Raw genomic sequence first — 12,011 nt, forward strand, 5'->3', positions numbered from 1 at the left:
AAAAAAGGAGCCGTTTTTTGTTTGGGGTTGTTTTGGTTTAATGTGGTTCCCGTATTATTAATAGTGTTATGTTGCTTTTAATGTTTATTTTTGCGGTACTGCTTCATGAAAAAAATATCCTGATGAGATTATTTTTTCTACTTATTTGAATTTCTAATAAATAATTGTACTTTTGCATCCCCTTTATTGGGGACGGAATGTTTAATTAAAATTATTTATTGTGAACACATTAAGCTACAAAACAGTTTCAGCTAACAAAGCTACTGCAGACAAACAGTGGATTGTGGTTGACGCTGAAGGTCATAATTTGGGCCGTTTTGCTTCTAAAGTTGCGATGCTTTTAAGAGGTAAATACAAAACAAATTATACCCCGCACGTTGACTGTGGCGATAACGTAGTTGTTATCAACGCAGAGAAGATCAATCTTACCGGCAACAAGCTGGATGACAAAACGTACATCCGCCACACCGGTTATCCAGGAGGACAAAGGATTCTTTCGGCTAAAGTTGTAAAAGCTAAAAATCCTGCGATCCTTATCGAGAAAGCAGTAAAAGGTATGCTTCCTAAAAACAAATTAGGCGCAGAACTTTTCCGCAACTTAAATGTATATGTAGGTCCTGAGCACAAACATGACGCTCAGACTCCTAAAACCGTTAACTTAAACGACTTAAAGTAAGATGGCAACTATCCACAAAATTGGCAGGAGAAAAACTGCTGTTGCCCGTGTTTACCTGAGCGAAGGATCTGGTGTTATCACGGTTAACAAAAAAGACATTGCAGTTTATTTTCCTACTGCAACTTTACAGTACAAAGTAAGACAACCACTTAGCATGACTAACAGTGTTGAAAACTTTGACGTAAAAATAAACGTATATGGCGGAGGTATTACAGGTCAGGCAGAAGCTGTACGTATGGCTATTGCACGCGCTATGTGCGAAGTTGATGCTGAAAACAGAAGCATCCTTAAACCTGAAGGGCTATTAACAAGGGATCCACGTATGGTTGAACGTAAGAAATTCGGTCAGAAAAAAGCCCGTAAGAGATTCCAGTTCTCTAAACGTTAATATTCGTTTTGGCCTGAAGCGGCTTAGGGGCTTGCTTAAGGAAATTAATAAATTAAAAAACCGAGTTGTTGTTGCCCCGTCGAGGCGGGTGGTTAGTTTAGCATCTAAATGGTTAAGGCCGATACAATCGCCACTTTACCATTGCTTACTCAACAGAACGTAAACTATTACAAAAATGGCAAATAAAGTAGAAGTTAAAGAATTACTGGAAGCAGGTGTTCACTTTGGACACATGACCAGAAAATGGGATCCAAACATGGCTCCTTACATATACATGGAGCGTAATGGAATACACATTATCAACCTGTATAAAACTGCAGCTAAAATAGACGAGGCTAACGAAGCGCTTAAAAAAATCGCAGCTTCTGGCCGTAAAGTTCTATTCGTAGCTACAAAAAAACAAGCAAAAGATATCGTTGCTGAAAAAGCAGCAGCGGCTAACATGCCATACATCACTGAAAGGTGGCCTGGTGGTATGCTTACTAACTTCGTTACTATCCGTAAAGCTGTTAAAAAAATGGCTTCTATTGATAAAATGAAGAAAGACGGTACATTTAACACGCTATCTAAAAAAGAGCGTCTTCAGGTAGATCGTCTACGTGCTAAGCTTGAAAAAAACCTTGGTTCTATTGCCGATATGACAAGGCTTCCTGCTGCGTTATTCGTTGTAGATATTAAGGCAGAACACATCGCAGTAAAAGAAGCGCAGAAATTAAACATTCCGGTTTTCGCAATGGTAGATACCAACTCTGACCCACGTCAGGTTGATTATGTTATCCCTGCAAATGATGACGCTTCTAAATCAATAGAAAAAATCTTATCTCTTGTTACAGGTGCCGTAGTTGAAGGTCTTGCTGACAGGAAATCTGACAAAGAAGACTTCCAGGATCAGCCAGCTGAAGAGGAAATCTTTGATGCAGCTCCTGTTGCTCAGGCAGAAACTCCTGCTACTGAAGAATAAAGATAACATTACATTAAAGCCGTTGTGCCGGGTGATGTTTACTTTTGTGGCATTATCTATGCATAACGGCTTTGATTTTTTTAACAAACTAAATAAATACAACTTAAGATGGCAAATATAACTGCTGCAGACGTAAATAAACTAAGAACTATTACCGGTGCCGGTATGATGGACTGCAAAAAAGCCCTTGTTGAGGCTGATGGCGATTTTGATAAAGCTATTGAGAACCTTCGTAAAAAAGGACAGAAAGTGGCTGCTAACAGAGCAGACCGCGAATCTTCTGAAGGTGCTGTAATTGCTGTTGTAAATGCAGAAAAAACTGAAGGTGTGGTTATCTCTCTTAACTGTGAGACTGACTTCGTTGCTAAAAACGAATCTTTTGTTAAACTTGCTAATGATTTTGCTGCTCTTGCTCTTGTAAGTGCTACTAAAGAAGAGCTTCTTGCTAAAGACTACAACGGTATTACTGTGGCTGAGAAACTTACTGAGCAAACTGGTGTTATTGGTGAGAAAATCGAGATCGGTTCTTTCGAAAAACTTGAAGGTGCTTTTGTTGGTTCTTACATTCACGCTGGTAACAGGATTGCTACTCTTGTAAGCCTTTCTGCTAATGTAGAAGGTGCTGATGAGGCTGCACGCAACGTTGCTATGCAGGCTGCTGCTATGGCTCCACTTGCTCTTAACGAAGAAGGTGTTGATGCTGCTACAGTTGAAAAAGAGATCGAGATCGCTAAAGACTTACTTCGTCAGGAAGGTAAGCCGGAGGCTATGCTGGATAATATTGCTAAAGGTAAACTTGGCCGTTTCTTTAAAGATAACACTCTTGTTAATCAGGATTATATTAAAGACAGTAAACTAAGCGTTAGCGAATACATCAAATCTGTAGATGCTTCTTTAGTTGTTACAGGATTTAAAAGAGTTGCTCTTGCATAAGTAAAAGCAAACACAAATATAAAGCCCCAAATCTAATATCAGGTTTGGGGCTTTTTGTTTTGATAAAAATTGCTTTTACTACTTATTTCAGTGTTTCAAAAGCTTCGTTGATCTCATCTAAAATTACATTGCCCTGAACAATATTCAGGCCGCGCTGTAAATCAGCATATTCATTGCATGCGGTTTGCCAGCCAAGATTTGCCAGTTTTAAAACATAAGGCAACGTAACATTGGTTAAAGCAAGGGTAGATGTGTATGGCACTGCGCCCGGCATGTTGGCCACGCAGTAATGCACAATATCGTTAATAATATAAGTTGGGTTTTCGTGTGTGGTAGGGCGTGTAGTTTCAAAACAGCCGCCCTGATCTACCGCTACATCTACCATTACAGTACCCGGTCGCATGTCTTTAAGCATGGCGCGGGTAATAAGCCTTGGAGCCTTTGCGCCTGGTATCAGCACTGCACCTATAATTAGGTCGTGGGTTTTAATGTGTTTTTTTATGTTATAAACACTGCTAAACTCGGTTACAACATGTGGGGGCATAACGTCGTTTATATGGCGCAGTCGTTTCATGTTTATATCGAGTATGGTTACGTGTGCGCCAAGTCCGGCAGCCATTTTTGCAGCCTGAATGCCTACAACACCTGCGCCAAGAATGAGTACACGTCCCGGCGGTACACCCGGAACACCGCCAAGCAATACCCCTCTGCCTTTAATGGGTTTTTCTAGATATTTAGCCCCCTGCTGTATTGCCATCCTTCCGGCAACTTCACTCATAGGGGTTAAAAGAGGCAGGCTTCCATCGTCGTCTTTCACGGTTTCATAAGCTATGCATATTGCTTTGCTTTTTATCATGGCAAGGGTAAGATCGAGGCTTGATGCGAAGTGAAAATAAGTAAAGATTACCTGATTGCGTTTTATTAAAGGATATTCGACAGGTATGGGCTCCTTTACCTTTACGATCATTTCGGCCATTGCATACACCGCCTCTATAGATGGGAGTAGTATTGCTCCGGCTTCACGATAATCTTCGTCTACAAAACCGCTTCCAAGTCCGGCTCCCTCCTGAACAAAAACTTCGTGTCCGTTGTTAACAAGCTCAAATACCCCTCCGGGAACAAGGCCTACACGGCTTTCGTTGTTCTTTATTTCTTTAGGAACCCCTATTTTCATGGCAGTATGTTTTAAAATTTATGCAAATATAAAGCATCACCCTGGTAAATTAGACGGTGTGAGGTTTAAAAATAATGATAAAAGTGCCAAAAACTTCATTTACCTTATTAATTGCTTTTTGCCTTATCTTTGTGTTTTACCCATTATTATGTTTGAAACCCGTAAGAACACACTCTTTATAATACTCGCCGGAATTTTTATTACCAATGCCGTTACAGCCGAACTTATTGGCGGCAAACTTATTTATATTGGCCCGTATGTAATGAGTGTAGGTATTATTCCGTGGCCGGTAGTGTTTATTACGACCGACTTGATAAACGAGTATTTTGGGCAAAAAAATGTGCATAAACTGTCGTTGGTTACCGCGGGGCTGATAACCTACTGTTTCGGATTGCTGTACATGGCATTGCAATTACCTGCTGTAAAAGGTGACGGCTTGGTGACAGATGATCAGTTTACTGCTGTTTTTGGTCAAAGCCTTTGGATCATTGTGGGCAGCATCGTCGCGTTCCTGGCATCGCAGGCAATAGATGTGACGCTTTTTCATTTTCTTAAAAAGAAAACGGGGAGCAAAATGATATGGCTGCGCAGCACGGGTTCTACCGTAATATCTCAGTTTTTTGATACTTTTATTGTTTTGGGCATAGCTTTTTATGCCACAGGAAAAATGGATACGGCAACTTACATATCATCTGGTTTGGTGGGCTATAGCGTAAAGCTTGTAATTGCCATTGTTATGACACCTCTTATTTATCTTGGGCACGGGCTCATCGAAAAATACATACACAATAAATAATTCTCTGTTGCATTTTGTAACATTTGCAGACTTATTTACGTTTTAATATAAAATATCTTTAACACTACCCTCAAGAAAGCTTCTTTAAAAATACAGTGTCTTAAAAGAATAATTATATTTGGTAAATACTCCATATTGTTATGCACATCCTTAAAAAAATACTGCTTTTACTGCTATTGGCAGGTACGGCACTTACAGCTCAGGAAAAAAAATATCAGGGACTTTTATGGGAAATATCAGGTAACGGGCTTAAAAAAAACTCTTACTTGTATGGCTCTATGCATGTTAGTGATAAAGTATCCTACCATTTATCTGATGCTTTTTACAACAGGCTTTTGGCAGCAGATATGGTTGCCAATGAAAGCGATCCCGGAACGTGGATAGATCTTATGGGTGTTATGGATGGTGGCGGATACAGCCGCAGCGGCAATTTTTACTCGCGTTTTTACTTAGAGCCTGCCACTAAAGAAAATCTTTACCCATTGTTCCGCTCTGCCAATTTTACTATAAATAACCTTCTGTTCAGGACTAACGAAACACAGAAAGAATATCAGGAAGAGACCTATCTTGATATGTTTATTTATCGCACAGGCCGAAAGTTTAAAAAGAAAACCGTTGGGCTTGAAGATACTAAAACATCGCTCCTGAATATTATGAATGTTGATTACAGGGACATGAAGCCACAGGAAGAGAATATTGCCACCCTGCAAAAAATATTAAAAAACACAGGATATGAAGAAGCCCTGATGAATTATTACAGGGATAAGGATCTCGATATGCTTGATTCGCTCACTACACTGGCATCTCCTCCGGCTTATTTAAAAGCACTGTTGTATGACCGCAATACGGTTATGGTACGATCAATAGATTCGCTTGCAAGAAAGGGAAGCCTTTTTGCTGCGGTGGGCGCTGCGCACCTACCGGGGAAAAACGGAATTATTGAAAGCCTGAGAAGCAAAGGCTATACCGTTAAGGCTGTAAAAGATAGTTATACTGATGCCGGAAAGGCCAGTAAAGAACGTATTGAGGCTTATTTTACAAAACCTGTTTTTACAAAATATACAACTGCCGACGGTGTACTGTCATTACCTTTATATAATGGGTCTGTAATAGAGAACCAGCAAAATATACAATCGCCCGATTTGGCAAACGGAGGCTATATTAATGTTAAACGTCTTTTGCTGAAAGACTTTTTGAATAAGAACAATAAACTTTTTGACCACCGTACACTCGACAGTCTGTTCTATGAAAATATACCCGGAAAAATAACATCTAAAAAGCAATATACCCAGGATGGTTATACGGTTTATGATATTAAAAACATAACCAAGACGGGCAACATGCAGCATTACCGCTACTATATATCGCCTTTAGAGATCATTGGCATAAGCATGGCCGGGGAAAAGAACTATGCGCAGCAATTTGAGAGCGAAGTATTTAATAATATTGTCCTTAAACCTACTGTGCAAACGTGGAAAGCTTACACTCCTAAAAAAGGAGGTTTTACTGTACAGTTGCCGGGCTATAGTGCCATTTATGGAGATAATGACAAGGCAAAAGCTGTTCGTGATGTTTCGGCTTACGCATATAACAATGCCGACAAATCGGCTTACTTTGTGTTAGAACGTTCTTTAAACGACAGCGAAACGCTTGAAGATACTGATTTTGAGCTGAAACGTATTCATTATGAGTTTTACAACCAGCTAAAAATCGATTCTACACAAACAAAACTCTCAGTAAATCCATCGGCTTTTATATCATCGGCAAAACTTGGAAATAAGACCATAAAGTTAAAATCGGTTATAAAAGGTGCCAAGTATTACTTATTAGGCAACGTGGGTGCTGCCGATGCTGATTCTCAAAAGTTTTTTGACTCGTTTACCTTTATTCCTACGGTAGATACTGAAGAATATCGCGCGTATAAAGATACTATTGCAGGATATAGCCTTAGTATAGCTAAAGCAGCGAACGAAATACTTGACTTTGAGCCTAAGCGTATTTATGATGAAGACTATTTTGACGATGCCAAAACAAACATTTTTAAAGATACTTATGCAACCCGTCAATTCATGCTTTCGTCCGGACAGCAGGCAAGTGTTTTTTATCATCATTACCATCGCTATCGCAGCATTCAAAGCATAGACAGTTTGTGGGCAGGGTTTAAAAAATATATTACTGATAGTGATGATTTGGAGCCCGAAACTGATTATAACGCTGTTGGCACCGTTTATGCAGATGATATTGCTATAGCTGATTATAGTGTGGCTACAGATAAAGCATCGTTGTGGGATGCTATAATAAATAAAAAAAACTCTAAAATTACCCTTATCAATGAAGTGAAACAGCACCTTGATAAAGATGACGTTTATACTTATGAGGGCATGGCCATTTCTGGTAACAACACTCAGGCTATTAAGTTTAAGGCTTACTATCGCAGGGGTAGCAGCTATCTTGTAAGTGCGCTGGTCGATAAAAGTTACAAGAACGATGATCCGGCTATAGAAAAGGTGTTTAACTCGTTTGAATTGTCTGAAAAACCTAAAGCAGATGATCTGCAGGACGACCGCCTGCAATTATTTATTGAAGATGCCCAAAGCGAACACGACAGCATTCGATACAGTGCATTGGCATCTGTGCAGCATCTTACTTTAACCGCAAAAGACCTGCCTGTATTGAAGGGTTTTATGGAAGATTTTGATTTTACCGCCGAAGAAACAACAGCATTAACAGAGTTGTACATAAAACTGAGCGGTTTAAAAGATCCTGCCATTATACCGTTTTTAGAAAAGCAGTATAAGCGTGAAGACAGTAATACTATAATACAGTTTGCGGTTTTAAAAGCCCTTGCTTCTTTTAAATCGAAAGGGGGCTATAAGAAAATAAAAGAGCTAATGGATTTTGATCTTCCGGTGCCCGATAACAGTTATGAAGTTGCAGGCCTGTTTGCCGATTTTAGTGATGATACCAATAATAGTTCTTTGCTTTTTCCTGACGTTATGCAGTATTACAGTGTGCCTGAATATCATGAACCTGTAGTGTTGTTTACAGCCCATCTTCTTGTAGATAATGCTATTAATGCCAAAAAGCTTAAGAGTTACAAAAAAATGCTGATTACCAATACACGCCTCGAAATTAAGCGTACCAAAAGCCGTAAGGCAAATGAAGAAACAGGTAGTGATAATTATTATGATGGCGCTAACGACACCTCTAAACTGCAAAACTATGTAGAACTGTTGTATGCCTTTAAAAAAGATAAGGAGGTTGCTAACTTGTTTGAATCTATTAAAAAGTTAAATAATAAAGAAACCAACCTGCAATTGGCTTTACTCGATATTAAGAGCGGGAATGCAGGGCAGGCAGAAATAAATGCTCTTTTAAACGACCCTGAAACTTTGTTTAGTGTATATAAATTGCTTGCGGCTAAAAAAGAGAACGAACTGCTTAAAGATATTACTGATGAGCAATTGTCGGCGTCGGCTATAAGAACAATAACAAATATAGATGCCAAAAAAGATGTTATAACCTTTTTAGATAAAAAAACAGTTAGCCACAATGGCAATAAAGTAAGTTTCTATTTTTATAAAATTAAAACAACGCCGGCAAACGTAGGTGGCTACAACCATGCTTCCGAGAAACTTGCAGCAATAGCATTTGTAAATAATGGCAACCGCATTAATATTGCCGCATATAAAAATGCGGGTTTAAAACGCATTACGGCTCAGGATGACCTTGAAGAAATTAAGTCGACCATTATAGATGCTGCTTTAAATGCAGGCAACAGCAGGGCTACCTTTGGCAATGGCAGCGATAATTTTGATGCAGGAATGTTTGAAGAAGATATCGATTATTAATTTTTTACTTCTGCATGTAAAGAATTATTTTCAAAACAATAAGGCTGTCATAATTATTTTGACAGCCTTTTTCTATTTATTGAGCTATAAACAAAGTATTTAAGACCTGATAAATAGCCCGGCTATACTTTGTGCTACTGCACCTGTAATAGGTTCATCAAAAGATTCTGTGCCGCCAGTTGAAGTTAATGCAGGAGTAAATGTTCCGGGTACGGCATTAGTCATAAATCCTGCCTGGTTAGTATTTTGTTCACCATCATATACTGCCTGGGTTTGCTCCGGCATACCTGTTCCTCGATCATTACCCACTATCCAGCCTTTAAGCCCTCTCATTCTGCGTATTTGAGAGGCATGGCGGGCTTCTACCGAATGAATTTGAAGAGCTGTTGTTAGGAAGTTAGGGGTGCTGATAAGATTACCTGCCTGACCTTTATATGCACGAACACCTGTGTCTTCAAATGCTTGTGCTACAGCAAGAAATGTTTGATAATCAGTAAAAGTAGGGAAGGTGTTATTTACTGTAAAGTCAAACGTAGGCTTTTCGGGAGCATCTGCTCCAAGAGCATTTCTAAGTAAGGTTACATGTGCCTGCTCATGCTGAGAAATTTTTGCAATTACGTCGCGGTCGGCAGCAGGTATCAGCCCGAGGGTATTAAGCGCTATATCATAAAATTCATCTTCAAGATATTCTAAAGTTAATGCGAGTTGTAATGCTCCGGTTGGTGTGTCAGCAGCGGCAGCTAAGAATGCAGACGATGAATTATTTTTTGCGGTTGCTTTTTGCGAAAACAATAAACTCATTGGTAATGCAGCCATTGCAACATTAGCTCCGGCTTTGCCAAGCATGGCAAAACTGTCTCTTCTGGAACCTTTTGTACTAAGGTTTTGTATAATGCCCTCGTTTGTGAACGATTCTATAAATTTTAATATGTTCATGACTTAGTTTTTTAGTTGGTTATCTTAGAAATTGTGCAGTGAAAGGAGTTTGTATAATATTCAGTGCAGATACCTGACGTATAATGTCTGATGGGTTTTCTGCTTTGTCTAATCCGGTTGTTGCGTCAACAGCGTCATCTCCTGCAAATGAGTCTCCGCCATTAAGTAAGTCCCTTACGGCAGAGGCATGCCTTGCTTCAACAGAAACTATTTTGCCTGCAATTAGTAAATAATCAGTGTTGGAAATGTATTGACCGGCACCATTATACGCTCTTACTCCCGTGTCTTCAAGAGCTATGGCGGTTTGTAATACCGCAGTACGGTTTGCAAAATTTAGTGTGCCATAGTTAAATTCAAGATTTGGCAAGAGTGTACCTCCACCTGCATCAGACAAAGCACCTGTTATGGCCGCCTTAAAAAACTCCCTGTGTATAACCTCATGGTTATACAGGTCTACTAATACTGCTTGTTCTGCAGCGTTAAACGTGGCTGTAAAGCTGGCATTGTTAACTACTCGGGTGTAAAAATCTGCCTCGAGCTGTTCTAAAGCATAGGCATATGTCAATATACCTGCATCTCCGCCTCCCAGATCAAATTTTCCGTTTCTTACTCCTGGGAGTTGATTGTCTGATCTGTTGTCATCGTCGTCACTACACCCGGCTATTAATAGTCCGGTGCCTGCAAGAGCGAGACCGCTCATTTTAAGGAAATTTCTCCTCCCGTTAGGGGATGCTGCCGAAACCTGCTTAATGTTTACTGTTGTGTCTTTCATTTTAATAACATTTAGATTAATAACTGGATTATGTACGCTGGTTTACTTTGTGTATCAGATGGTTATTTTCGCGATTATCAAAGTTAATTTTACATACGCCAATTAATTGTTAATGGTTTTTGCCCTTATCTGTTTTTTTGAATGATTAACATTTTTTTAGTAAATTGGTTAGTAGTATTATAATTTTATACTCATCACGTTAACAGATACATTAGGTTAGGTATAGGAATATGATGTTGAGAAAATAATTAACACCTTTATTTAACAACTTTACAGTTGTATTAACGTTTGTTTAAGGCGTTTTTTAGAGTTTGTTAGTTTAAGTTGGTCTATTTGGGTGATAGTTAAGGTGGTAAATGACTGTTTTTTATTGGGTTGAATTTTAAAAAAACGTTTTTCTTGTAATCTACTACAAGATTTTCGTAAAAATTTCGTTACTTTACGTAATAAAATTACTATAGGATATGAGAGCAAGAGCAACACTAAAACAAATAGCAAAAGAACTTAATGTATCTGTTTCTACAGTTTCTAAGGCATTGAGTAACAGTCCGGAAATCAGTGAGCCTACAAAAATAAAGGTTCAGGAGTTTGCCAAGCTAAAAAACTATAAACCCAATAACATTGCCGTAAACCTTAAAAGCAAGCGGTCTAAAACCATTGGTGTGGTGTTGCCTAATATTCTTAATCCGTTTTTTGCCAAAGCTTTTAGTGGAATAGAAAAGCAGGCCAATAAAAGGGGGTACAATGTTATTACATCCATATCTAACGAAACACTGGATAGGGAGATTTATGCTATGGATATGCTTAGCAATGGTACTATAGACGGTTTTATCCTTTCAATATCAGAAGAAACTCAAAAAGAGCACGAGGTAAAGCATTTTAGAGACGCCATTGCCGATGATATTCCTATTGTAATGTTCGACAGGGTATCTGAAGATGTTAACTGTGATAAAGTTATTGTGGATGATTTTGACAGTGGTGTACATGCCGTTACACATCTTATTAAAACAGGCTGTAAAAAAATAGCTTTGTTTTCTTCGTTCTATAATATCAACGTAGCCAAGCTTCGTGCTGAGGGGTATTTGAAAGCTTTAGAAGACAATGGAATTGCTATAGATGAGTCTATAATAATCCGTACTGAAAGCAGCGAAGAATTTGACGAGGCTTTCTTCCCGCTTTTTGAAGCCAAAGGCAAAGAGATAGACGGTGTTTTTGCAATAGACGAACATAGTGCCGTAACGGTACACAAGGCTGCATTAAAAGCAGGTATTAAAATTCCGGATGAACTTTCTATAATTGGCTTTGCCGATGGTGTATGGTCGCGAAGGTTGACACCCAGCCTTAGCACGGTAAGCCAGCACGCACCGGAGATAGGGGCTGCTGCTGCTGATATGCTTATAGACAGGCTTACCTCTAAAGAAGACGAAGCACCTGAATATTCTACAACGATTATTAAGACCGAATTGCGTCAGCGTGAATCGACGAAGAAATTACCGGAATAGATATTTTGTTTTTATAATATAC

At 39.0% G+C, this 12,011-nt stretch carries 10 protein-coding genes; 7 read left to right on the forward strand and 3 right to left on the reverse strand.

Annotated features, from left to right (window positions below):
• The first annotated feature begins 220 nt into the window (after positions 1-220).
• From rplM to tsf, 4 genes are all read left to right on the forward strand, one after another.
• Positions 221-676: a 50S ribosomal protein L13 gene (rplM, locus tag GR160_RS09325; protein WP_160749614.1), complete on the forward strand. Its 456-nt coding sequence runs from the start codon at positions 221-223 to the stop codon at positions 674-676.
• A 1-nt stretch (position 677) separates the two neighbouring features.
• On the forward strand, positions 678-1,064 hold the full coding sequence (rpsI, locus tag GR160_RS09330; RefSeq protein ID WP_160749615.1) for a 30S ribosomal protein S9: 387 nt from the start codon (positions 678-680) through the stop codon (positions 1,062-1,064).
• A gap of 175 nt (positions 1,065-1,239) precedes the next feature.
• Positions 1,240-2,025: a 30S ribosomal protein S2 gene (gene rpsB, locus GR160_RS09335; protein WP_160749616.1), complete on the forward strand. Its 786-nt coding sequence runs from the start codon at positions 1,240-1,242 to the stop codon at positions 2,023-2,025.
• Positions 2,026-2,133: 108 nt separating this feature from the next.
• Positions 2,134-2,958, forward strand: a complete 825-nt coding sequence (gene tsf / locus GR160_RS09340; RefSeq protein WP_160749617.1) for a translation elongation factor Ts — start codon at positions 2,134-2,136, stop codon at positions 2,956-2,958.
• 82 nt (positions 2,959-3,040) lie between these two features.
• On the opposite strand, the gene ald is transcribed toward tsf, so the two are convergent.
• Entirely contained in the window at positions 3,041-4,132 is a 1,092-nt protein-coding gene (gene ald / locus GR160_RS09345; protein ID WP_160749618.1) for an alanine dehydrogenase, read from the reverse strand.
• Positions 4,133-4,280: 148 nt separating this feature from the next.
• Between ald and GR160_RS09350 the strand changes: the two genes are divergently transcribed.
• Together GR160_RS09350 and GR160_RS09355 are read left to right on the forward strand one after the other, a co-directional pair.
• Entirely contained in the window at positions 4,281-4,928 is a 648-nt protein-coding gene (locus GR160_RS09350; protein ID WP_160749619.1) for a queuosine precursor transporter, read from the forward strand.
• Positions 4,929-5,068: 140 nt separating this feature from the next.
• The gene (locus GR160_RS09355) at positions 5,069-8,779 is read left to right on the forward strand and encodes a TraB/GumN family protein (protein WP_160749620.1); all 3,711 of its coding nucleotides are present in this window, start codon (positions 5,069-5,071) and stop codon (positions 8,777-8,779) included.
• 99 nt (positions 8,780-8,878) lie between these two features.
• Here GR160_RS09355 and GR160_RS09360 read toward each other — a convergent pair whose 3' ends face one another.
• A complete protein-coding gene (locus tag GR160_RS09360; RefSeq protein WP_160749621.1) occupies positions 8,879-9,715 on the reverse strand; it encodes a ferritin-like domain-containing protein in 837 nt (278 codons plus the stop codon).
• Positions 9,716-9,734: 19 nt separating this feature from the next.
• Positions 9,735-10,487: a ferritin-like domain-containing protein gene (locus GR160_RS09365; protein ID WP_160749622.1), complete on the reverse strand. Its 753-nt coding sequence runs from the start codon at positions 10,485-10,487 to the stop codon at positions 9,735-9,737.
• A 464-nt stretch (positions 10,488-10,951) separates the two neighbouring features.
• Here GR160_RS09365 and GR160_RS09370 point away from each other — a divergent pair, with 464 nt between their 5' ends.
• Positions 10,952-11,989 (forward strand): LacI family DNA-binding transcriptional regulator, encoded by a 1,038-nt coding sequence (locus GR160_RS09370; RefSeq protein ID WP_160749623.1) that lies wholly within the window; start codon positions 10,952-10,954, stop codon positions 11,987-11,989.
• The last annotated feature ends 22 nt before the right edge of the window (positions 11,990-12,011 follow it).

It is taken from the genome of Flavobacterium sp. Sd200 (assembly GCF_009826935.1).
Classification (GTDB): domain Bacteria; phylum Bacteroidota; class Bacteroidia; order Flavobacteriales; family Flavobacteriaceae; genus Flavobacterium.

Excerpts from the sequence above, each read along its gene's own strand:
- GR160_RS09350 (WP_160749619.1), top strand. The coding sequence starts at position 4,281 with ATGTTTGAAACCCGTAAGAACACACTCTTTATAATACTCGCCGGAATT.
- GR160_RS09360 (WP_160749621.1), bottom strand. The coding sequence starts at position 9,715 with ATGAACATATTAAAATTTATAGAATCGTTCACAAACGAGGGCATTATA.
- rpsI (WP_160749615.1), top strand. The coding sequence starts at position 678 with ATGGCAACTATCCACAAAATTGGCAGGAGAAAAACTGCTGTTGCCCGT.
- GR160_RS09355 (WP_160749620.1), top strand. The coding sequence starts at position 5,069 with ATGCACATCCTTAAAAAAATACTGCTTTTACTGCTATTGGCAGGTACG.
- tsf (WP_160749617.1), top strand. The coding sequence starts at position 2,134 with ATGGCAAATATAACTGCTGCAGACGTAAATAAACTAAGAACTATTACC.
- GR160_RS09370 (WP_160749623.1), top strand. The coding sequence starts at position 10,952 with ATGAGAGCAAGAGCAACACTAAAACAAATAGCAAAAGAACTTAATGTA.
- GR160_RS09365 (WP_160749622.1), bottom strand. The coding sequence starts at position 10,487 with ATGAAAGACACAACAGTAAACATTAAGCAGGTTTCGGCAGCATCCCCT.
- ald (WP_160749618.1), bottom strand. The coding sequence starts at position 4,132 with ATGAAAATAGGGGTTCCTAAAGAAATAAAGAACAACGAAAGCCGTGTA.
- rpsB (WP_160749616.1), top strand. The coding sequence starts at position 1,240 with ATGGCAAATAAAGTAGAAGTTAAAGAATTACTGGAAGCAGGTGTTCAC.